This window comes from Roseibium sp. SCP14 (assembly GCF_040329475.1).
Taxonomy (GTDB): Bacteria; Pseudomonadota; Alphaproteobacteria; order Rhizobiales; family Stappiaceae; genus Roseibium.
In genome coordinates this window covers 162,096-185,391 of sequence record NZ_JBDZYH010000007.1, presented here as the reverse complement: position 1 = coordinate 185,391, position 23,296 = coordinate 162,096, and the positions used below count along the sequence as shown (strand labels likewise).

The window sequence follows — 23,296 nt, the reverse complement described above, 5'->3', positions numbered from 1 at the left end:
GGAAACTGACTGACGGCTGCGATCGTTTGATCAGGCCAAGCGGGCGTGAATAAACGTGTTTTCTGCCTGGACTTGCCCTGGTCTGGCGTCAACCTGACGCCGGAACGCAGGTTGAGAGGCGTTTCATTGATCTGATTGCGAAAGACCCGCCGATTTTTTTTCAGCTTCGCGCTCGGCAATGTTGGGAACGATTGCCCAGCCCTTTCTCTTCAATTGAGTTTTCGCAAGCGACGTGACGTCTCCTGAAACGTGGATCTCCAGCTTTGTCCGAGACTTGGATCCGGCTTTTGCAAACTGCTGAACAGACTGGACCAGTGTCGCATTTTCCACGGTCCAACTCAGTTCGTCATAGGCGAAGAGAGCAATCTTTCTGTTCTGATCAAACGTCAGCACCGGAATTGTTCGAGTGACCGCAATATGCGTTGGCTTCTGGCCCGACGGGCCGTGATTGGCAGTGTAGTAAAGGGCCTGCAATGCGGCATAGGCATCGGAACGTGACCGGCTTTCAGCCAGAAGTTCGATCAAAGCCGGTGCGCCGGAGGCGGATGCTACGCTACGAAAATATGTGACAGCCAGAACCTTTTCGGTCGGTGTGAACTTTTCACTTAAAAGGAACTTTCTCGCGGTCTCTTCCGGAACACCTGCGTCCTGAAGACGTTCCAGATTGACGGCGGCAATTTCTTTTGGAGGGCGGTCAAGCGCTTGATCGGTCACCGTTTCATACGTCTGCAATCCGGAAATCACCATTCCGCCGGCGCCGGGAACGAATGAAACTGCAGTGTTGACCCCGAAGCTTCCGGCGGCCTCGAAAGAGGCAATTTCATCCAGCTTGTCGGAGAGTGGACGGAAGTGGGTATAGGGATCGACTTTCAGCTCCTGCGCCAGTTCCCGTTTGACGCTGGGACGGCTGAAGATACCTTCAATGAAGCCGTCCGACTCCCGTTCAGGCGCTTCTTTCTTCGGTTTGCCAAAAGTCGTCACGTACTCGCTGGCTGAGGCAACATTCCTGCCGACGGATTTTACTGTTCGTTTTGCTTTTTCATAAGAACCCTTTGCCGTTCCGACTGGATTTGTGACAGTGCCGTAAACCGCCTTCACCGGACCCGTCACCGATTCCGTTACGCCTTCGATAAGCTCATCCGACCGCTTGAACTTCTTGAGTTCGGCCAGGGCGATAAGCTCCTGGATGTGTTTGCGGGCCAAGGCATCGCCGGTGACTGTGTAATTACCGTATGAAGTTTCAAAGGAATAGACGTAAAACCTCCCGGTATTGGCAACGTCAGGGCGAACCGTGTACTCGCTTCCGGATTGATGTTTTCCCAGCAGAGTCTCGGCTGATTTGGGCTTCGGTTCTTCCGTGCGTCCCTTGAACGATGATTCTGTAGCAGGTTCGACAGCTTTCGCTGTTGTTGTTTCCGAATAGTCGAACAATCCGGAGGGATCACCGGTCGAGGCACAGCCGGTGAGCAGCGCCAGAATGGCCAGAGGCGTCATTCGTTTTCCGAGCCTGTTGCGCGTCATGTGTTCACGACGCTTCCGTGATGTGGCGAGACCGGCAAAGACGGTTTCATGAGCCATGCATTTTCCTGCAATTTCAATTGGTGGAACTGATAGTTGTTTTGTCATTGCACTTTCGAAAAAGCGCATAATTTTGGAGGCGGGAGATCGTTTCGTAGATTGCGCTGATAGTTTTTGAGCTTGATGCTTGCGTTCAGGAACATGCATTCGATCACCGCTTCATGACCTTTCTGAAGACGTCATGGGACAGGAAATCAGCTTTCCACAACTTCCAGGTGTCGTTTGGCGGCGGGTTGTCGGTAATTGTTCCCTATCAGTGCTCGGGTAACAGCCGGGTTATCATGCAAGTCACAGTAATTTATCGGGTTTTTGTCTCGTTTGGGCCTCCTGACCAAACAGATGCGCAACAAGATCCACGTTCCGGAGAGGTGTAGCCGGTTATCCGGCAAGGCTTTCGGAAATCATCTGTGCGCACTCGATGACAAGGGGGGCGACTTTGAGCGTATCGAGATCGTCAAGAGCCACCACACCAATGGAGGCCTCCAAGCCAGAGTGCTTCAGCTTGGTAAAGTGCACAGGTGCGGCTATGCCGACCGCGCCACGTTGTAACTGACCCCTGGTGATGCTGTAACCGTCCCGTCGTGCCTGGAGAACGTCTTCGGAATCGTTCGGTGCTTCAGGACGTCCTGCAAGAATTGCGATTCCTGCGGCGCCGCGCACCAGAGGATGTCGGCTACCTATCCGATAACCGACACGTATGAGACCGGCTTCAGCTTCGGCAACATGTATTGCAACGGCGTCCATGCCACGCGCCACGGACATGAAGGCGGTTGCCTGCGTTTCCTCTGCCAGTGCACGCAAGGCCGGTTCCGCGATGGAGCGCAATTGCGGTTCGAGACTTGCGGCAAGCGCCAGCAGTGCGCCTCCGAGAAAAACATTGCCGTTCGTACCGCGTGATATGAAGGAATCTGCTTCGAGCGTTGCGACAATCCTGTACGCCACTGCGCGATCCACTTGCAGGTTTTCTGCAATTTGGGCGATTGAAACGCCTCCCGGATGTTCCGCTATGAAGTTGATTGTTTCCATTCCTCTCCGCAAGGTTTGCAGCAGATTTCCCCTGGGTTCGGCGCGTTTGCTCAACAAAGTTCTCCATCTACAGGCGTGGCGAGGTCCAGATCGCGGTCGAAGCACGGTCAGCGGCAGAGCCAACTTCAGAAGTGTAACTTGACCGCGCAGCAGAAGCTTGCATTATAAACATAATGCACATTTTTGTGCGATATAAGTAAATTGAGCTAAGGGATGGTACATGGGACGCGCTGTCAATGAGGGGGAAGGGAAGCGAACTTCTGACTTTGCATCCCGCTTCGAGGGCAAGCCTGCTCCGGCAAACAAGCCGGACGATCGGGCAGAGGAAGAAATCTCCAGTCAGTGCCCTTTCTCACAAAAAGCTGCGGAGTTCGACGCGTTTTCCGGGCCCTATCAGGTGGATCCAGCGGAAGCGCTGCGTTGGTCGCGCGAACAGCATCCCGTCTTCTTCAGCCCGAAACTCGGCTATTGGGTAGTCACCCGCTATGCCGACATCAAAGCCGTGTTCCGCGACAACCTCCTTTTCTCTCCCAGAAACGTTCTTGAGAAGATTGCCCCTGCGACGCCGGAGGCGATGGAGGTTCTGAAATCCTACGGCTACGCCATGAACCGGACATTGGTGAATGAGGACGAGCCGGCACATATGGAACGCCGCCGCGTGCTGATGGACCATTTCCTTCCCGAAAACCTTGAAGCCAAGCAGGAAATGGTGCGCAGGCTGACCCGTGAGAAAGTGGACGCTTTTATCGACAGCGGGCGTGTCGACCTGGTTGAAGCGATGCTCTACGAAGTGCCGTTGAATGTCGCACTCCATTTTCTCGGTGTTCCGGAAGACGATATCGCTGTACTGCGCAATTTCTCCGTTGCTCACGCCGTGAACACCTGGGGCAAACCTTCCGATGAACGGCAGGTCGCGGTTGCGCATGACGTTGGTCAGTTTTGGAATTACGCGGGAAAGATCATCGAGAAGATGAAAAAAGAGCCGGATGGAACCGGCTGGATGCATGAAACAATCCGCAAGAATGCAGAGTTTCCGGACATAGTGACCGACAGCTACGTCCATTCGATGATGATGGCCATTATCGTCGCAGCACATGAAACAACTTCGCTGGCGTCGGCAAACATGTTCAAGACGATGCTGAACCACCGGCAGGCCTGGGAGGATATCTGCGAAGATCCCAGTCTGATCCCGAATGCTGTCGAGGAATGCCTGCGCTATGCCGGCTCAATCGTCGCCTGGCGCAGGCAGACGACAGCACCTGTCAGGCTGGGAGGTGTGGATTTGCCTGAAGGGGCCAAACTGCTCATCGTCCAGGCGTCGGGCAATCAGGACGACGGGTACTTCGAAGATGGTGGAAAGTTCGACATCTACCGCGACAATGCGGTCGATCACCTGACCTTCGGCTATGGCAGTCACCAATGCATGGGCAAGAACATCGGTCGCATGGAGATGCGTATTTTCCTGGAAGAAGTGTCTCGAAGGCTTCCGCATCTGCGCCTTGCCGAGCAAGAATTCACCTATCTGCCGACAACTTCTTTCAGAGGCCCGGACAGCGTTTGGGTCGAATGGGATCCCGAACTCAATCCTGAACGGCGAGATCCCGGGATTTCGAAGAATGATCATCGGTTTGCAGTCGGAGCTCCCTCTCGCCGCGACATTGCCCGCAAGGTGCTGGTGACAGATGTGCGGAAGGAAGCTGACGGGATCATCGGACTGACACTTGAAGACGCCAAGGGCAGGCCTCTACCGCGTTGGAGCGCCGGCGCTCATGTCGAGCTGTGCTTTGACGGCTTTGATCGCAAGTTTTCGCTTTGCGGCCATGCCGATGTGGCCGAATACAATCTTGCGATCCTGCGCGAGGACGAAGGCCGAGGTGGGTCGCGTCACATACATGAAACTGTGAGTAAAGGCATGCAGCTGCGCTTGCGTGGTCCGAGCAACCTGTTCAGGCTCGACGAAACCGCTCAAACCTATCTTCTGGTTGCGGGTGGTATCGGGATTACTCCAATCCTTGCGATGGCAGACCGGCTCAAGGCGTTGGGCAAGGATTATGCTGTGCACTATTGCGGGCGCTCTCGCCAAAGCATGGCGCTTCTCAGGCGGTTGAATGAGAACCATGCAGATCGGGTTACCATTCATGCCGGAGATGAAGGGCAACGTGCCGATTTGACGGCGCTAGTCTCCGACCTGTCCGATGGAGCGCAAATCTATGCATGCGGTCCTCAGCGCATGATTTCCGCCCTGGAAGACCTGTCCGCGGAACGGCCTGGAGTGACATTGCGGTTCGAGCATTTCTCGGCCGTCAGCACCGGTCTTGATCCCGAGAAGGAAAGCGGGTTCGAAGTCGAGTTGAAAGATTCTGGATTTGCTGTGAACGTCGCCGCAAACGAAACCATGCTCGATGCCCTCTTGGCATCCGGGGTAGATGTTTCCTTTGATTGCTGTGAGGGCCTGTGTGGAAGCTGCGAAATCGAGGTGCTGGATGGCGACATCGATCATCGCGACATGGTGTTGACGCGTTCCGAACGAGCAGAGAACAGCCGCATGATGGCCTGCTGCTCACGCTCCCAAAACGGAGGCAAGATCAAGCTGGCGCTTTAGGAGTTTCTTCCGGGAAGTGGCTTGGGAGTGTCTGCGGTTGAGCATAGGCAAAAAACACCCAGAGGCAAGCCGCCCCAAGTGCTCATGTTTAGCGATCACAGTGGAACGCGGAAGGCCATGTCGAATTTCGACTGAATGAAACTCGACACGGCCCCCTAATGCTTGCTTCAATCAGCCGTCGTAACGGCCGTTCAGGCCGAAGGTATCGCACTCGCGTTGCAGCATATTGGCGGCGAGCGTGAGATCCTTTCCGTGACGGGCGATCAGTTCCGCGCGTTTCACCGGATCGCGTGTTGCTTCGATGGCACCCCAGATTGCGGCGAGCGTCTCAGACGCATCACGCAGATTTTTGAGTGCGTTCGTGTCTTCGGCGGCCTTTTCGATGTTTTCGCCGGACACCGCACCGACACCCGGAACGGTTTGCGCACCGCCGCTGGTGTAGCCTTCGGGCACATCGCCCTTGACGTTGATGACCTTGCGATACCGAATGGCGGACAGGATCTGATCCACCGCCTGCTTGGCACCTTCCACACGTGAGGTGTGTTCGGTGTCCGCTGCAGCGTGGGGAAGCAGCTCCAGACGGTCAGCGAATTTTTCGATCAGCGGACGGTAAGGCACCATCGGACCGAAGAGGCTGCCGTCTTCCGCAACAAAAAGGTCCGCATCGATCGCCGCATAGCGTACTTTGCCGCTTGCCAACGCATCACCGAGGGCCTCCGCATCGACAACCTCACCACGGTCGTAGTTGACCAGAACCGCGCCGTCATTCAGGGCGTTCAGAACAGATGCACCTACCAGTCCGGCATTGGCGAAAGTTCCGTCTGCACCCTTGGCGCCAAGGCCGGTGTGCGGAGAAAGCACGTCTGCTCCGGCTGCCGCCTCTTCCGGGGACGCGGCATAGATGAAGCCTTCGGACTCGATCCAGTCCTTGTGACGCTCGCGGGCGTAGACAGCAACGGACATTCCAAAGGCCTTGGCGAGTTTTGCAACCTCGCGGCCGATATTGCCGTAGCCGATCACACCCATCCGCTTGCCTTCCAGCTTCTCGGTCGGGTAATCGCGTAGGTGCTTGCCGGTGTCGAAATCACCTTTGACCACACGGTCGTGCATTTCGGCAACGTCCAGATCCGGCATCACTTTCAGCAGCGACTTCATCACCATCTGCGCGGTTGCGCGACTGTTGAAGCTTGGGGTGTTCATCAGCGGTGCAGCTCCGCCTGAGCCGTCTCCGCCACCCCAGCTGGTGCAGGCCATGTTGCCGGTGCCGGCTCCAATGCGCACGCCGCCTTCCGGGAAAGTTGCATTTTCGGGAAAGAACGTCGCAGCTGCGATCACAGCGTCATACTGGCCGTCACAGCAGGCCGCTGTCAGTTCTTCTTGCGTGCTCAGGTCGGGAAGATAGAAGAAGTGCTGACCGGCAGGAAGATCTGCGCCGTCCCAACCGCCTAGCGTGAACGTTCCACCCTGGGCTTCGACATGAGCTTTTACTTCAGACGGGTCAGGTTTGCCGTCTGCGTCGAATTTGAGACCGACCAGATCGGCGACCAGAATGCGGTAGGCACGGTTCGGGTCGTCCTTGCGCGCATTTGCTTCTCCGCTCGCTTCGACTTCGAAAGCTGTTCCGGCTTCGGCCAGAATTTCTTCCAGCACCACGATCTTGGCGCGGTTGTAGGCGTAAGAGATGTTCTCAAGCAGGGCGACAATATCGTCGCTGTCGCGGATCCCGCCGATCCATGCCCGGTAGTCTCCTGGAGTTCCCGGGAAGGCATTGACGTAGCGGGCTGCATCCAGGCCCGCTTCGTGCCAGCCGTTGGGATGGGTCAGGCCCTCATACCCCAGAAGCTGCTTGGAGCGCAGTATGATGCGGTTGTGAATGTCGGCGTCGGTGATATCCGGATCGTTGACCCGAAGAAGCGTGACCGCAGCGCCGCGCTTGTCCGCGGCGTCGACACCCGGCTCCAGCAGGGTCTGGCCAGCAAGCCAATCGTTGATGCACTGACGGTTTGCAGCCGAGCGCTGGTTCATGACGCTGACCGGGCCGAACATGTTTTCAACGCGCAGCAGGCCATAGGTTGTTTCGGCAAACGCGAGAGACGAGAAGGTGTTGATGACACCACCAGTCATCTTGTTGGTTTCGGGATCGTAGAAAGGACCGAGGCCAACGGTCTTTTCACCGGTCAGCGGTTTCTTCGCGTCTTTCGGAACGACCAGTTTCAGCTGCCGTGCGATTGCCCAGGCAGGGTTTTTCTGATTGTCTTCGATCAGTTGCATCGCAGCTGGAGTGAACGAAGCAAGGAAGTAACCGGAAATGCCGCCAATGGCTTTCTGGAACGGTGTGAACAGACAACACTTGGACATGAAGGCCTCGACAACGTCCTGCGACCATGGCATCGCGCCCAGCATGGACGTCGCGTCGATCATCGCGTGACGGTTGTCGGGATCGCGCTCCAGCCAGGTGAGCAGCGAGCTGACTTCCTTTTCCGTGTAGGTGGTCGCTCCGGTTGTTTCGTGGCCGACCCCGACAAACAGGGTGATGTTCATCGCTTCCAATTCGTCAGCACTTGGAATCGTGCCTTCGCGATCGGCAAAAACCACTTTGTCTTCATGACCGTTTTCCGCGAACCGCTGCAGTTCGAGGATCTGTGTTCCCCAGCTTTGACGGAAAAATCCGCCGGCCTTTGCATCGTCGGATTCCGGCTTGGGCGTGTCTACGAAAAGCTTCTGCCCATCCAGGTTCGGGTTCATCAGGTGCATGATCGCAACCGTGAAGCCGCTGTGACCGCCGCCGAGGCCAACGGCGATCTGATTGGCCTTCGGAAAACCGAAATAGCGGTGGATGTGATGCATCATGTCCAGCAGGATCGCATCTGCCGGGTAGCCGCGGTGCATGGAGCGGCCAATCTCGGACGTGGTGAAGGGGCCTATGTCGTTGCCCTTGTCGTCCAGCTTTCGGTAGGTGTTTTCCAGCCAGCGATTGAATGCGAATGTGTTTTTGCGGCCCTCCGCATCATCCAGAACCATGTCGGTGATCGGACCGACGCCGAAAAACGGATTTTTGGTACGCGCGGGAGGGCCCTTGCGGGTTACTTCAATGCAGTGTTCGCGTTGTGCAGCTAGATCGGACACGACTAATCCCAGTTCGCTAGAGGACGTTAAATCTGGGGCCAAATTAGTGTGGTCGGATCAGGGAAAATGTCGAATTTGCGAAAAGATTCTAGCGAAATACGTCCTCAAGGTCCCCGTTCGGGTGGTGGAACAGGTGGATTTCGCCTTATCCGATCAGGTTTCACACGCATGTTTCAAATGCGCCGGTAAGCTTTGCCACGAAATCTTTTTTCAGATAGCCGCCAGGCAAGCTGGTATGGGCGCTGAGATCGATCTGTCGCTCTTCGCCCAGCGCATTCAAGAAACGGTTGATTGCATCAATGGCCTCGATCGAGACCGGGTCGATGAGCATGATTGCATGTGCCAGAATGGCGTTTCTGCTCCGGTCAGCCTTGCTGCGGCGAATGCGCATGGCCGTGCCGGCAAACTTCAGGCCGTTCAGCTGCACATTATACTCACCGTCACAAAAAGCTCCGGGTTGCCAGCCCCTGCTGGCACCGCTCCCCAGTGCTTTTTCTATCGGTGTGCACAGCCGGTCATATTCCTCTTTCAGGTCGACTTGCTTGCCCGGGCGGGTGGCATAGACATGGGACACATTGAGAATACCTGTGCCTTGTGGTGTGACGTCACCACCCGTGCTGCGCAAGTTCACCGGCCAACCTTCCGCAGCAAGGCGTTGCGAGGCTTCATCGAATTGCGGTTTGTTGGTCAAGTTCTTCGGGGAAACAAGGCATCTTGGAGATTCCCAGAACCAAAGATGCCGGTGTTCCGGATTGTGGCTGACATGGTCCAGAAGTTCCATTTCGCGTGACAGTGCTTCTCCGGCATCCAGGAAATCTACCAAATGTCGTCCTCTCCACGGCAGGCTCTTCTTTCCAGTTAAGAGCATCTAGTCAATCCGCGCCCAAATGACAACGCGACGCAACCTGGCTGGCGATCAGAATTCGAATGCGATCTCTATTTGATTGACAGACTGGGTTCGATTCCGCATTAAACTTGAAATGCGCCACTTCAGCGTCGGAAACGAAAAGGTTTCCCGAATGCCAGGCAGCTCCCATCAAAGTTGAACCTTCAGTCTTGTTTGGCCGTGCAGGCACGCTTTGGTTTTTAGACCGAACTTCGTGTGTTGCGAGGAGCTCGCGGAGGCTGTTTCGAGTGAGCTTTTCAAACGGGAGGCGCCCTGGTGGAGCGGGTTAGGAATTCTTACCTGGCTTTGATACTGGCAGGTTTCATAGGCCATCTGGTTGTTCTGGTAATTGCGATCGCATTTCCCATTCGCCTTGCTCCGTGGATTGCGCTGCAACTTGCTCTCATGCCGGCGGCGGCGGGAGTGGCGTGGTTCTTTCCGGATTGGCTTTCCGTTTTCTCGCTGCTTCGATCTCGAGAACCCGGAGGTTTCAGATTTGGGACACAAGGCGAGCAAAACCTTGTCCTTGAGCGAACGGCATCTGGCATGCCGTCCAGGGAGATTGAAATGCGTCTCAGGTCTGAAATTCGGGAACTCACGAAATTGCGACGAGAATAACGCTCGATCTCTGTTCACTTTTCGAGGAGAGTCGAACCTGGAGCTCAGAACTGAGTTTTTTCCGCTTGAGACAGTGGAAACACTGCTCCGGAACAACGCTTATGGATGGAACGCCCGGATTGAACACCGGCATCTGAATGAAACAAAGGAAAGTAAGTAGCGTGGGCCAATTTGCAGAAGACACCAGACGTATTCACAAGCTTTTGTCTGACGTCCTTAAGCCGACACCTCTTCAGCACAGTCAGTATCTGTCCGATCTTCATCAAGCTGACATCTGGCTGAAACGCGAAGATCTGACACCTGTCAGAAGCTACAAGGTTCGTGGAGCCTACACCTTCATTCGGGAAGCCCTGGAGGCGGATCCCGACCGTTCATTGTTCGTGTGTTCTTCAGCGGGCAATCATGCGCAGGGTTTTGCTTTCGCCTGCCGCCACTTCAACAAACGCGGCGTTGTTTTCATGCCGCTGACAACACCACAGCAGAAGATCCAGAAGACTCGATCCTTCGGAGCTCCGTTGGTCGACATCAAATTGCTCGGCGATGGATTTGACGCCGCCAACAAGGCCGCAATGGAGTATTGCGAAGCAGAAAACGGTTTGATGGTGCCGCCCTTTGATCATCCGACGATCATCCTGGGGCAGGCGACCGTCGGCAAGGAAATCCTCGAGCAGAGCCCGGAGGGATACTCCTGGGACCGTTTGATCCTCCCGGTTGGTGGCGGTGGACTTGCTGCCGGCATCACGCAGTACTTTGCGCAGACTGGCGAGAAGACGGAGTTCACTCTCGTTGAACCGGACATGGCGCCAAGCCTTCATGAGAGCCTGTTGGTTGGTGAGCGCATTCGTCTCGATAGAGTCGATAACTTTGTCGATGGTGCTGCGGTTGCGCAGATTGGTCAGGAGAATTTCAAACAACTTTCCAAATTTTCCCCCGAGCAAGTCGTGCTGGCGCCGACCGACGGCGTGTGTGCGACCATGATTGACATGCTCAATATTGAAGGAGTGGTTTTGGAACCCGCGGGCGCTCTTGCAATCGACGCCTTGAACCGTCTGCCGGTGGAACAGGTTCGCGGCAAGAAGATTGTCTGCGTCATTTCGGGCGGCAATTTCGACTTTGAAAGGCTCCCGGAGGTCAAGGAGCGGGCTTTGAAGTTCGCAGGTTTGAAGAAATATTATGTGATCCAGCTGCCGCAACGACCAGGCGCCTTGAAGGATTTCTTGTCCCTGCTTGGTCCTGAAGACGATATTGCCCGCTTCGAGTATCTGAAAAAATCGGCTCGTAACTTCGGCTCAGTGTTGCTTGGAATCGAGACAAAACGGCCGGAAAACTTCCAGTTGCTTCACGAGAGTTTTGATCGTTCCGATGTCAGATGGGAAGACATCACCTATAACGAGGCCATTGCCAATTTCGTGATCTGATAGAGCGCTCGAACGCGCTCCTGAATGGCGACCAACGTCGGTCAGCATTGACGCTCCGATTGTTGGCCTTTCGTGACTTGCCACACTTAACTCGGCAACGAACGGTCTCGTCCCTCACGTCTTCAGCGTGGAAACGGCTTCCTCAGCCGCATGGATCAGGGCGTTGGCCCGGCTGTCAGACTGAATGAGCAGTATGAACAGGAGATCTGCAAGGGCCAGCTGGGCATCGCGGGTGAAAATCGCTGAACTTCGGGCCTGGTGTTCCTCGGCGACAATGTAGAGCTGGATCTCCGCCAGATCGGCGAGCCGATTGGGTTGCACGCCTGTGACCGAAATGAGGGTGGCGTTCTTCTGGTGTGCCGTCTCCGCGATCCGCCGGCTTTCAAGCGTATCGCCGGAATAGGAAAGCGCTATGCACAGATCGCCCTTCTCGAGCGTCGCGGCATTGGCAATCTGAATGTGGCTGTCAGCATCGAACAGCACCATGTAGCCGATTTTTAGGAGCTTGTAGGCAAAGTCCTGTGCCACGAGTGAGGACGCACCGACGCCGACGAGTTGAATCCGACGGGCGGCGCGAATAGCCGCAAGCGCTTCCTGAACCGTATTCTCATCGTTGACAGAAAGCGTTTGCTGCATGGCCTGGATCTTCGATCCGAGCAGTTTTTGCAAAATGGTCGCGTAAGGGTCGCTGTTGCCGATCGTGCCGTGGATCACTCCCGCAGGCACTTGCCAGGTTTGCGACGCAGCTTTTGTGACCGCGACCTTGAAGTCCTGGTACCCGCGAAAGCCAAGCTTCTGGCAGAATTTTACGACACTTGATTGGCTGCGCCCGGTCTGCTCTGCCAACTCCGCTGACGACAGATGGATCATCTCTTCCGGCGAGGCGAGCACAAATGTGGCGATCGCCCTCTCGGCCGTCGTGAGGCTGTCCACTTGCCCCTTCAGTTTTGTCAGAATCGACATGGTGCTTCCTTGTGAGATCCCGATTCATCATTCCGTAAGCAGCAATCAAATGGAATAACTATTTCTCTCTCTATGAATGGTTGCATTCCAGGCATCGCTCGCAAGATGGGATTTCGCTGCAGGATGTTATCTCCAAGCCTTTGTAAATATGTCAAAAATGATGTTTGGTATTCTTGATGATATAATGTCTGCCAAACACAAGAGGAATAAAAAATTGAACAAATCGTTGACTGTTGGAATAATTAAGTCAAGGATCATGTAGAAAGTACCAAGGGGTTCCAATGTCCGATCCGCTGTCCGTCCGATCATTGCGCAGTCTTGTGTCCGAGACGCGAAATCCACGCACGATGGATATCGATCTGCTTCCGGTTCCGGAGATGATTGGCCGGATCAATGCAGAGGACAAACTCGTTGCGACCGCTGTCGAGGCCGAGTTGCCCGCAATAGCAAAGGCGGTCGAAGTCATAGCCGACGCTTTCCGGGCAGGGGGAAGATTGATCTACATAGGCGCTGGAACCTCAGGGCGATTGGGTGTTCTGGATGCTTCCGAATGTCCTCCGACCTTCTCGGTGCCGTCTTCCATGGTCATCGGAATTATCGCTGGCGGTGACAAGGCGCTGCGAGATGCTGTGGAGGGAGCCGAAGACAGCGAAGCGCAAGGGGCCGCGGATTTGAAAGCTGCCTCGCTGACCAGGCGGGATATTGTTGTCGGCATAGCGGTATCGGGCCGGACCCCCTACGTGGTCGGAGCGCTTGATTACGCCTCCGAAGTTGGTGCGCGTACGATTGCGCTTACCTGCAATCCAAACTCCGTCATGTCCCGGCACGCAGAGATTTCCATCGCGCCGGTCGTCGGCCCGGAAGTCGTCACCGGTTCGACCCGTCTGAAGTCCGGCACTGCCCAGAAGATGGTGTTGAACATGCTGACGACTGCGGCGATGATCCGCATCGGAAAGACGTATCAGAACCTGATGGTCGATCTGTCGATATCAAACTCCAAACTGAAGACCCGCGCAGTCGGCATCCTGTCCGAAATAACAGGCGTCGAGCCCGAAGAGGCTGCCGATCTGCTGGCCGAGGCCGACAATGACGTAAAACTCGCAATTTGTATGAAACTTACCGGATTGAAACGGGATGTTGCCGCTGAAATCCTTAGGGAAAACGGCGGCGTATTGAGAAAAGCAATAGACAAGACGCGGGGAACAATCCGCGCAGGACTGACGGATTAGATTGCCTAATCCTTCCATTTAGGGAGATCGCATTATGTCTAAGATGATTACCAGGTCGCTCAAGACGATCGGCTTGGCTGTTGCATTGAGCACCACTGCGCTGGGCGGTGCGGCAATGGCTGAAAACCTCAAGGTTGCGTGGTCGCAGGACGCCACAGGCCTTGATCCGCACAAGCAAACGGCCTTCTCGTCGATCCGTTTCCTTGAGTTGATGTATGAACCGCTGGTGCGCCTGGACAAGGATGCGAAAATCGTTCCGGCGCTCGCCAGCTCGTGGGACTTCAACGACGAAGCCACGGTTCTGACAATGAAACTCGATGATGGCGCGAAGTTTCATGATGGATCGGCTGTCACCTCGGCCGACGTCAAGGCCAGCTTCGAACGTATTCTTGATGAGGAAATCGGTTCGGCGGCCCGCGCGAACTTCACCGCGATTACGTCAATCGACACGCCGGATGAAAAGACGGTCGTCTTCAATCTGGATGGCCCGAACGTACCGTTTCTGACCGCACTCGCTTCTGTGAACGCCGCTGTTGTGCAGGCCAGCGCTATTGATGCCGGAACCATCGGCACCGAAGTCGTCGGATCCGGTCCCTTCAAGTATGAAAGCTGGACACCGAACTCGAACGCCAAGCTCGTTGCCAATGAAGATTGGCATGGAGGAAAGGTGGCCATTGACGGGCTCGATATATCCGTGCTTCCCGACGAAACGGCAATCCTTGCTGCCTTGCGTTCAAAGCAAGTGGACTTTGCCCTGATCAACGATCCGTTTGTTGCAACCTTGATCCCGCAGGCGTCCGGTCTCAAGCTCGCAAAGGCACCGGTACTTTCCTACCACGTGCTGCAGCTGAACCCGTCACGTGGCCCGCTGACAGAGCAGAAAGTCCGCCAGGCGATTTCCTGTGCCGTGGATCGGCAGGATGTTCTCGATACCGCCCTTCTGGGTGAAGGCGCGGTGACCGGACCTCTGACCATGGCAGCTTACGCGACCCCGGTTGATGAGCTCTTCTGCTACACGCAGGATTTGGGCAAGGCCAAGGAACTGATGGCAGAAGCCGGGTATGCCGACGGTTTTGACATGAACATCATGGCGGCAACCGGAGAGCCGCCAACTGCTGCTTCCGAAGCACAGGTTCTGCAGTCACAACTCTCTGAGATCGGTATCAATCTGACGATTGAGATGAAGGAACTGAATGTCTATGTCGACCATTGGCTGAAGGCTGATTTCGACATGGCCGTGGCGTTGAACGGCGGTAAGCCGGATCCTTACACCATGTATAATCGGTACTGGACCAAGGACGGCAACCTGCAGCACGTTGCCAACTACATCGATGACGACCTCGATAGCCTGATGGCCCAGGGCCGTGAGGAAACCGATCCGGAAAAGCGGAAAGAGATCTTCCAGTCCTTCGAAAAACACCTCGCGGAAGTCTCGCCCTGGGTCTGGCTCTATACCGGATACTCCTATGCCGGGGCGCAGGACTATGTTGACGGTTTCGTTCCGACACCAACAGGTTCGCTGTTCGGCCTCGCTGATGTGAGCCTGAACAAGTAGGCCTCAAGTCGGAGATCAACATGTCCTACCCGATCAAGCGCCTACTGGTGTTCCCACTGGTGATGCTGGGCGTGTCGATCTTCGTCTTCATTGCTATCCGGTTGGTGCCGGGCGACGCGATCACCGCGATGCTCGGCACCGAGTCCGGCCTGCTGACACCGAAACAGCGAGAGGCCCTGACCGCTTATTTCGGCCTCGATCAGAACTGGTTTGTTCAATTCTGGCGTTGGTTCGCCGGTGTGCTGCAAGGCGATTTCGGAATTTCAACGACTTACGGCAAACCGGTCATGACGGTCATCCTGGAACACTTTCCCTTGACCCTCGAGCTGGCCGTCCTGTCGATGTTGATCGCGTTGGCGATTGGAATACCGGCCGGTATCTATGCCGCTACGCACAAGGACCGTCCGTCGGACCTGATCGTGCGTATGGTCGCTATGATCGGTCAGTCGACACCAAGTTTTGTCGTCGGATTGCTGCTGGTCTACATGCTCTCGGTCGGCTTCGGCGTTCTTCCCGAAATGGGGACCTTTGTTCCGATCACCGAAGATCCGATTGCCAATCTTGCTCAAATGATCCTGCCGGCGATTACGCTGGGAACAGCCTTCGCTGCCGCTGTCATTCGCATGTCCCGTTCCGCAATGCTGGACATCCTTCAGGAGGACTATGTCCGGACTGCACGTTCCAAGGGAATTCCGCGCCGCCGTGTGATCTGGCGTCACGCACTTCCCAATGCCTTGATCCCGGTGGTCACTCTTTCAGGGGTTGAGTTTGGATATCTGCTCGGGGGTGCTGTTCTGGTCGAACAGATATTCGCGCTGCCAGGCCTCGGCCGTACGGTGCTCGATGCAATCCTGCAGCGTGACTACGCACTGGTGCAGGGAGCCGTTCTTTTCATCGCCTTCAACTTCATGGTCGTGAACCTGATGGTGGATCTCGCCTACGCAGCTCTCGATCCGCGCATTCGGTTCGAAACCAAATGACAGCACTCCTAAAAGATGTCCTCCGGCACCCTTCCGGACGGATCGGCCTCACCCTGCTGACCGTTTTTCTGATTGCCGGAATTCTGGGCAAGGCCGGGATTACTCCTTACGACCCGCTCATGCAGGACCGTATCGCCCGTCTGCAGGGCCCCTCAAGCGCGCATTGGTTCGGCACCGACCTCTTCGGCCGCGATGTTCTCTCCCGTCTGATGGTGGGGATCGGCCAGAGTTTCATCATCTCGTTCTTTTCGGTGGGCATTGCTTCGCTTCTCGGCAGCGTGCTCGGTTTGACGGCGGCCTGGTTCTCCGGCCTGTGGGACGGGACCGTCATGCGTTTCATGGATGTGCTGCTGGCGTTCCCGGCAATTCTTCTGGCTCTTCTTATCATTACGATTTTCGGGCCTGGCACCTGGACATCGGTTCTGGCGATCGCGATCGTCTATACGCCTATCTTCACGCGGGTGACGCGCGGTCCCGCTCTGTCGCTCCGCCGCCGTGATTTTGTCGATGCCGCCCGCACTTTCGGCACGTCGCGCAGCTACATCATGACACGGCACTTGGCCTTGAACCTCGTTGCACCGTTGACGGTGCAGATTACGCTTGCGCTTGCCTGGGCGCTGGTGACCGAAGCCGGACTGAGCTTCCTGGGTCTTGGCACCCAACCGCCCAACGCATCGCTTGGTCTCATGCTGTCCGATGCCCGGAACCTCATGGAAATGGCTCCCTGGCTTCTTTGGGTGCCCGCCATTGCCCTCATGCTGGCCGTACTCAGCTTCAATCTTCTGGGGGATGCCTTGCGCGATATCCTTGATCCGAAGACCCGAAGGAGGTTGGCATGAACCTGCTTTCCGTTCGCGATCTCAAGGTAGGCTTCGGTCCGCGCCCTGAAGAAAATGAAGTCGTTCATGGGGTCAGTTTCGATCTTGCTCCAGGCGAAACGCTTGCCATCGTCGGAGAAACGGGATCTGGCAAATCGGTCACTTCCATGGCCGTAAACCGCCTCGTTGACTTTGGCGGCGGGAAAATCACCAACGGTTCTGTCAGCTACACCCGTTCCGACGGATCAAGTCTGGACCTTGCTGCTGCTGCCGAGAGCGAACTGGAACAGATCCGCGGCCGTGAGATCGGCATGATCTTTCAAGAGCCGATGACGTCGCTCAACCCGGTGATGACCGTTGGCGCACAGATCGAAGAGATCTTCCGTATCCAGCATGGCATGTCGAAATCAGCGGCCAGAGAAGCGGCGCGTGAGGCACTTGAGCGCGTGCGCATTCCGGATGCCGCCAGGCGTTTGGGGTATGCGCCGCATCAGTTATCCGGCGGCATGCTCCAGCGGGTGATGATCGCAATAGCGCTTGCCTCCAACCCACGTCTCCTGATCGCCGACGAGCCGACCACGGCACTCGACGTGACGATACAGGCCCAGATCATGGGACTGCTTTCCGAAATGAAGCTGGAAACCGGAACGGGGATGATCTTCATCACCCATGACATCGGTCTTGTCGCCGGGTTCGCAGATCGTGTGATGGTCATGCAGCATGGAAAAGTCGTGGAACAAGGACCCCTTGACGCTGTCCTGGATGATCCGCAGCACGCCTATACCAAGCATCTGCTGAGTGCGGTGCCGCATTTCTCGGATGGCAAGTCGGTGAGAGGAGACAAAGCTTTGGCACATCCGGCGCTAAAGGTTGAGAATCTGACCGTTCGCTTTCCGGTTCGCTCCGGCCTGTTCCGCAAACACACCGGCAATATCCATGCCGTGGAGGGGGTGTCATTTGAATTGAAGGCAGGCGAGACATTGGGAATTGTCGGCGAATCCGGATCCGGAAAGTCGACGACGGCCCGCGCGATTCTCGATCTGGTAACTCCCGCGGGCGGCACGATAAAGGCTGATCAAACGCAGTTGGGGGGGACCGACAAGCCGGTGCAAATGGTGTTTCAGAACCCCAACGCTTCTTTGAACCCGCGCCTTACCGTTCACAGCATCCTGGCAGAACCCCTGACCGCAGTCGGACAGAGCATTGATGCCGACGCCATTGTGCGAATGGAGATGCTGCTGAGCCGGGTCGGCTTGCCAACCGACAGCCTCACCCGGTACCCGCATGAATTTTCTGGTGGTCAACGGCAACGGATCTGCATTGCCAGGGCACTCATGCTGAAGCCTTCGGTGCTGGTTCTGGATGAGGCGGTTTCGGCGCTTGATGTATCGGTGCAGGCGAAGGTTCTCGACCTGCTGATTGACCTGCAGCAGGAATTCGGTCTGGCATACCTCTTCGTGACTCATGACATGGCGGTGGTCGAGCGCATCGCACACCGGATTGCCGTGGTCTATGCGGGCCGGATAGTCGAAATCGGCAATGCCCGCGACTTGCTGGCAAACCCCCGCCACAGCTACACCAGACAACTCATCGAGGCAGTGCCGTCGCTTGAACGCCGCCGTGCAGACTACAGCATCGACACGCGCGCGATACCTTCCCTGGTGCGTCCTATCGGCTTTGTGCCCGAGCAAGAGCCATGGTTGGCTGCGGGTGAGGATCACTCCTATCGGCAGGAGGGATGATCAGTGGATAGACACGCGAAATTTGATGCCGCATTCGCTCACCTCGAGACAGCCGTCGCCAATGGCAACATTCCGGGTGGCGTGCTCGGCCTGGTGTCGCAAGACGGCGGGACGATTGTCCGTGCTGCCGGTGAGGCTCAGAAGGTGCCGGTTACCCGACCAATGACGACAGACACCTGGTTTGATCTTGCTTCGGTTTCCAAGGTTGCCTTCACCACCGAGCGGATAATGGCTCATGCAAGGGACGGCCGCATCGAGCTTGACGCGCCGCTCACCGTTCTGATCCCGGATCTGCGCCAATATCACCCGGAGACGGCCTGGGAGCGGCAGCTGACGGTACGCCAGTGTCTTGGCCATCAGACGGGATTGCCAGCCGTTTTCCCGATCTACACCTATGGCGATGATCCCGACCGGCTTCGCGCCTTCGTGTTGCAACATGAATGGCCGCGTGGTGCCGCAGTCTATTCCTGCATCAACTTCATTCTTCTGGGCATCGCGTTGGAGCGGCTTGAAGGAAATCGGCTGCGCGACATTGATCCGGGTTTTGGCTTTGCATTTTCTGGCGACAGGGGCCTCACGGCAGCGACTGAACATTGCAACTGGCGCGACCGGATGCTGGTGGGCGAAGTTCATGACGAGAATTGTTTCGCCCTTGAAGGAGCAGGCAATGCGGGTCTCTTTGGCAATGTGAATTCGGTTCTTGGCTTCGCACAACATCTGCTGGAACTGGAAGCAGCTGGAGACAGTCACACGCGCCTGTTGCGCACGCAGATCGGCCCGACACGCGGTCATGGCTGGGAGCTGCCACATCCGGACTGGTCGGGCAGCATCTACTGTTCGGATCAGACAATCGGCCATACCGGATTTACCGGAACGGGGCTTTGGATCGACTTTGCCGAAGGGCATGCCTGGACTCTGCTGACTAATCGGGTGCACCCGAGCCGGTTCAGGGAAAGTGAAATCATCCCGCTGCGCCAGGCTGTTGCTGCGGCGCTTTACGGAAAGGATTGACGATGGAACCGATCTGGGCCGTTGGGCTGATGACCGGCACAGTTCTCGACGGCTATATTGATGTCGCCTTGCTCAAAACCGATGGTGAAACCGTTATCGAGTTTGGGGCCTACGAACTGGTGCCTTATCCGGATGAGACCAACCGGCTCCTGGAAAGAACGCTTTCTGAAGCTCGCGACTGGGCTTTTGAGGGACCGGAGCCGGACATCTTTGCCGAAGCGGAAGCGGCGATTTCACACGCCCAGTCCAACGCGGTGCGTAGTGTGGTTGAAGCTACGGGTCTTCAGATGGCTGACATCGGCATCGTCGGCTTCCATGGCCAGACTGTTCTGCACCGCGCTCCCGTGCCCGGTCGAATTGGCGCGACGCGCCAGCTGGGCGACGGTCGATTGATGGCCCGTCTTCTCGGGACGGATGTCGCCTATGACTTCCGCTCCGCAGATATTGCGGCCGGCGGCCAGGGCGCGCCACTATCAGCGATCTACCACAAGGCGCTGCTGGCAAGTGCGGGTTTTCCGAAAGACACTGCCGTCTTGAATCTCGGCGGTGTTGCCAACGTCACCTGGATTTCAGACGCCGACGAAATCGCAGCCTTCGACACTGGTCCTGCCAATGCACCAATCAACGACTTCGTCAAGTCGATGGGGGCAGGGGATATGGACCGCGACGGTGCATATGCCCTGGCTGGAAAGGTGGATGAGGAACGTTTGGCCCATCGACTGAAAATGGCATATCTCAGCCAGCCTTATCCAAAGTCCCTTGACCGGTTTGATTTCGGCTTCGACTGGGTGGACGGACTGTCGTTGGAGGACGGTGCGGCAACCCTGACGGCTTTTTCGGCCGCTGCGGTTGGTGCTGGTCTCAATATCCTTCCAAGCAGGCCAAAACGCCTTGTGGTTTGCGGTGGCGGTCGTTGGAACCCGGCGCTGATGCAGATGCTCGCAACCTACGCAAAGGTAGAGGTCGTCGCAGCAGACGATCATGGCTGGAGGGCAGATGCGGTGGAAGCCGAGTGTTTTGCACTGCTCGCCGTCAGAAGCTTGCGGGGACTTCCGATCTCCTTTCCGACAACCACGGACGTTGAGGCTCCCCTTTGTGGAGGGAGAATTGCGCGGGCAAAGCAGACTGGTGGTGTGAGCCTGACAATCACCGATGCACCGGTAAATCCTGAAGAGGAGATCCTCGGAGAACTTGCTGCTTTCAATGCAGCTTTTGTCGGCGAGCCCAACCGGTCCGAATTGCAGGTCACGCTGCATGATTCAGAGGGAAAGCTGATCGCAGGGGCTTTCGGCTTTACCATCTGGAACTATCTCTACATTCAATGGCTGTGGGTTGCCGAAAGCCATCGGAGGCAGGGTATGGCAAACCAACTGCTTTTGGCGGCAGAAGAACGCGCGCTGGAGCGTGGCTGTATAGGTGCCTGGATCGACACGTTCAGCGACGCCGGACTGGGGGCATATCTCAAATCCGGTTACGAAGTTTTTGGTGAATTGCCGAACTTTGCAGCCGGGCAGTCGCGGACCTTTCTTAGAAAGTCGCTGGATCCGGCAAAAAAAGGTTGAGAACGCATGGACAGGTTGCTCATCAGAGGAGGCAACAGACTGCGCGGAGTGGTCGATGTATCGGGCGCGAAGAACGCCGCGCTGCCTCAGATCGCTGCTGCGCTGTTGAGCCCTTATCCGGTTGAACTCACCAATTTGCCCGCGGTTCAGGACGTCGACACGATGTTGACGCTGGCTTCCTTTCACAATGCCGAGGTGGAGCGCAGCAGTGCAGGCGCGGTAATCACGACAAGGGACCTGTCACAGCAGGAAACCCCTTACGACACTGTGCGCAGAATGCGCGCGACCGTCCTGGTGCTGGCGCCGCTTCTTGCGCGCTGCGGTCAGGCCAGGGTTTCCCTGCCGGGGGGGTGTGCCATCGGAGCCCGGCCGGTCGACATGCATATTCGAGCGCTGGAAACCCTCGGGGCTGATATCGCGCTTGAGCGCGGAGCAATTGTAGCTTCTGCACCAAAGGGATTGCAGGGCGCGCGTATCGTGCTTCCGGGACCTTCGGTCGGTGCAACGGCGGCGACCATGATGGCCGGGACAACGGCAAGAGGCGAAACCGAGATCCTCAACGCCGCCCGGGAACCGGAGATTGCCGACCTTGCAGCGTGTCTGCGAGCCATGGGCGCGCGCATCGAAGGGGAAGGGACACATCGCATTCTCGTCAGTGGCGATACGAGCTGGCGGCCCGCTCGGCACCAGTGCATTCCTGACCGCATCGAGGCCGGTACTTATGCGGTGGCGGCGGCGATCACCGGTGGTGAACTGGAATTGCTCAACGCAAGGCTGGAGCATCTTGCCTCCGTCGTGCAGGTCCTGGAAAGCATGGGGGTCGACGTGTGGCCGAGCGATCGCGGCATGGTGGTTGCCCGCCGCGGTCCACTTACTGGCTCCGACATAACAACCGAGCCCTATCCGGGTTTTCCCACTGACCTTCAGGCGCAGTTCATGGTTCTGGCGGCATGCGCGGACGGCGCTTCCCTCATTCGCGAAACTGTGTTTGAGAACCGGTTTATGCATCTGCCGGAATTGTGTCGGCTGGGCGCCGAGATAAAGCTTCAGGGACCAAGTGCACTGGTTCGGGGCAAGCCGGAGCTGTTCGGAACGAGCGTCATGGCAACGGACCTGCGGGCCTCGGTTTCCCTGGTTCTGGCCGGTCTGGTCGCCGAAGGGGAAACTGTGGTCAACCGGATCTATCATCTGGATCGCGGCTACGAGCGTCTTGATGACAAGTTGAGGCGCTGCGGCGCCGACATCGAGCGGTTGTCGGCATGAGCAGTAGCCCTTTTTTCCTTGGTGTCGACGGTGGTGGAACCGGCTGTCGCGCGAGGGTTGAAGACGCTGATGGACAGGTTCTCGGGCAGGGCCTCGCCGGACCGGCAGCAACGCGGCTCGGGATTGAAAAAACGTGGGCGGCGATCTTGGCGGCGAGCGAGAGTGCTCTGAAAGAGGCCGGTCTCGGACAAGAGAGCCTTGAGCACATCAGGGTCGGAGTTGCGCTGGCCGGACTTGGTCGGAAAGGAGCGCTGGAGGCGCTCTCAGACTGCCCGCATGACTTTGCGAAGGTCGTATTCGTCAATGATGGAATGGGAGCGTGTCTTGGGGCCCATTCCGGCCAGGATGGGGCAATTGTCATTGCTGGAACGGGGTCGGTTGGCATCGGCATTGTCGGTACGACAGAGCTTCGAGTCGGCGGCTATGGTTTCCCGATCTCAGACGAAGGCAGTGGTGCCTCCCTCGGTTTGAACACCGTGCGTGCTGCCTTGCGCGCCCATGATGGCCGGGAGGACAAGACACCGCTTTTGACCGAAGTGATGAAAAAATTCGCGCATGACCCGATGGAAATCGTCAGATGGATGGATCGGGCGTCCGCGACGGATTATGCGGTTTTCGCCCCCGCTGTATTACGCCATGCGGAGCAAGGGGATCCGGCTGCCCGACAGATCGTCCAGGCAGCGGCAGGTGAGATTGATACCCTTGTGCGCGCACTGCTTGCCCAGGGCGCTCCCAAAGTCTCTCTACTCGGCGGGTTGGCGAGCCCGTTGGAGCCATGGCTAGCCCACGACGTGCGCATACGTCTGAAACCGGCGGACGGAGATGCGGTTTCAGGAGCGATCCTCCTCGCACGGCGAGCCTCCGAAACGTAGCAAAGAGGTGAAGTCGCGAGGTGACCTCACAGACGTGCTTCTGGCAA

At 56.9% G+C, this 23,296-nt stretch carries 16 protein-coding genes and 1 pseudogene; 12 read left to right on the top strand and 5 right to left on the bottom strand.

Annotated elements, in window-relative coordinates; all coding sequences use genetic code 11:
- Positions 1 to 123: 123 nt before the first annotated feature.
- Positions 124 to 1,578 carry a hypothetical protein gene (locus ABLQ08_RS25250; RefSeq protein WP_352948085.1) on the bottom strand — a complete coding sequence of 485 codons (1,455 nt, stop codon included), beginning with the start codon at positions 1,576 to 1,578 and terminating at the stop codon, positions 124 to 126.
- 378 nt (positions 1,579 to 1,956) lie between these two features.
- Complete coding sequence (locus ABLQ08_RS25245; protein WP_352948083.1) at positions 1,957 to 2,709, bottom strand: IclR family transcriptional regulator; 753 nt, start codon at positions 2,707 to 2,709, stop codon at positions 1,957 to 1,959.
- A gap of 115 nt (positions 2,710 to 2,824) precedes the next feature.
- On the opposite strand from ABLQ08_RS25245, the gene ABLQ08_RS25240 reads away from it, so the two are divergent.
- Positions 2,825 to 5,206 carry a cytochrome P450/oxidoreductase gene (locus tag ABLQ08_RS25240; RefSeq protein WP_352948080.1) on the top strand — a complete coding sequence of 794 codons (2,382 nt, stop codon included), beginning with the start codon at positions 2,825 to 2,827 and terminating at the stop codon, positions 5,204 to 5,206.
- A gap of 171 nt (positions 5,207 to 5,377) precedes the next feature.
- On the opposite strand, the gene ABLQ08_RS25235 is transcribed toward ABLQ08_RS25240, so the two are convergent.
- Complete coding sequence (locus tag ABLQ08_RS25235) at positions 5,378 to 8,332, bottom strand: NAD(P)-dependent oxidoreductase (protein ID WP_417714953.1); 2,955 nt, start codon at positions 8,330 to 8,332, stop codon at positions 5,378 to 5,380.
- Between the two features lie 160 nt (positions 8,333 to 8,492).
- Positions 8,493 to 9,200: a lipoyl protein ligase domain-containing protein gene (locus ABLQ08_RS25230; protein ID WP_352948078.1), complete on the bottom strand. Its 708-nt coding sequence runs from the start codon at positions 9,198 to 9,200 to the stop codon at positions 8,493 to 8,495.
- 797 nt (positions 9,201 to 9,997) lie between these two features.
- Here ABLQ08_RS25230 and ilvA point away from each other — a divergent pair.
- A complete protein-coding gene (gene ilvA, locus ABLQ08_RS25225; protein ID WP_352948077.1) occupies positions 9,998 to 11,254 on the top strand; it encodes a threonine ammonia-lyase IlvA in 1,257 nt (418 codons plus the stop codon).
- A gap of 114 nt (positions 11,255 to 11,368) precedes the next feature.
- On the opposite strand, the gene ABLQ08_RS25220 is transcribed toward ilvA, so the two are convergent.
- On the bottom strand, positions 11,369 to 12,217 hold the full coding sequence (locus ABLQ08_RS25220; protein WP_352948074.1) for a MurR/RpiR family transcriptional regulator: 849 nt from the start codon (positions 12,215 to 12,217) through the stop codon (positions 11,369 to 11,371).
- Positions 12,218 to 12,498: 281 nt separating this feature from the next.
- On the opposite strand from ABLQ08_RS25220, the gene murQ reads away from it, so the two are divergent.
- The 10 genes and pseudogenes from murQ to ABLQ08_RS25170 all read left to right on the top strand — a co-directional run bounded on the left by murQ (position 12,499) and on the right by ABLQ08_RS25170 (position 23,249).
- Positions 12,499 to 13,446: an N-acetylmuramic acid 6-phosphate etherase gene (gene murQ / locus ABLQ08_RS25215; RefSeq protein WP_352948071.1), complete on the top strand. Its 948-nt coding sequence runs from the start codon at positions 12,499 to 12,501 to the stop codon at positions 13,444 to 13,446.
- Between the two features lie 34 nt (positions 13,447 to 13,480).
- Entirely contained in the window at positions 13,481 to 15,001 is a 1,521-nt protein-coding gene (locus ABLQ08_RS25210) for an ABC transporter substrate-binding protein (protein ID WP_352948069.1), read from the top strand.
- A gap of 20 nt (positions 15,002 to 15,021) precedes the next feature.
- Complete coding sequence (locus tag ABLQ08_RS25205; protein WP_352948066.1) at positions 15,022 to 15,981, top strand: ABC transporter permease; 960 nt, start codon at positions 15,022 to 15,024, stop codon at positions 15,979 to 15,981.
- Positions 15,978 to 16,820 (top strand): ABC transporter permease, encoded by an 843-nt coding sequence (locus tag ABLQ08_RS25200; RefSeq protein WP_352948063.1) that lies wholly within the window; start codon positions 15,978 to 15,980, stop codon positions 16,818 to 16,820. The genes ABLQ08_RS25205 and ABLQ08_RS25200 overlap by 4 nt, the downstream gene beginning before the upstream one ends.
- Positions 16,817 to 18,541 carry an ABC transporter ATP-binding protein gene (locus ABLQ08_RS25195; RefSeq protein WP_352948061.1) on the top strand — a complete coding sequence of 575 codons (1,725 nt, stop codon included), beginning with the start codon at positions 16,817 to 16,819 and terminating at the stop codon, positions 18,539 to 18,541. The genes ABLQ08_RS25200 and ABLQ08_RS25195 overlap by 4 nt, the downstream gene beginning before the upstream one ends.
- A 3-nt stretch (positions 18,542 to 18,544) precedes the next feature.
- Complete coding sequence (locus tag ABLQ08_RS25190; RefSeq protein ID WP_352948059.1) at positions 18,545 to 19,552, top strand: serine hydrolase domain-containing protein; 1,008 nt, start codon at positions 18,545 to 18,547, stop codon at positions 19,550 to 19,552.
- Between the two features lie 2 nt (positions 19,553 to 19,554).
- Positions 19,555 to 20,664 (top strand): annotated as a pseudogene (locus ABLQ08_RS25185) (anhydro-N-acetylmuramic acid kinase); the annotation flags it as partial.
- Positions 20,665 to 20,685: 21 nt separating this feature from the next.
- On the top strand, positions 20,686 to 21,114 hold the full coding sequence (locus tag ABLQ08_RS25180; protein ID WP_352948357.1) for a GNAT family N-acetyltransferase: 429 nt from the start codon (positions 20,686 to 20,688) through the stop codon (positions 21,112 to 21,114).
- 6 nt (positions 21,115 to 21,120) lie between these two features.
- Positions 21,121 to 22,377: a UDP-N-acetylglucosamine 1-carboxyvinyltransferase gene (gene murA / locus ABLQ08_RS25175; RefSeq protein ID WP_352948057.1), complete on the top strand. Its 1,257-nt coding sequence runs from the start codon at positions 21,121 to 21,123 to the stop codon at positions 22,375 to 22,377.
- Positions 22,374 to 23,249, top strand: coding sequence for an N-acetylglucosamine kinase (locus ABLQ08_RS25170; RefSeq protein WP_352948055.1), 876 nt, complete (start codon positions 22,374 to 22,376; stop codon positions 23,247 to 23,249). The genes murA and ABLQ08_RS25170 overlap by 4 nt, the downstream gene beginning before the upstream one ends.
- Positions 23,250 to 23,296: the final 47 nt, after the last annotated feature.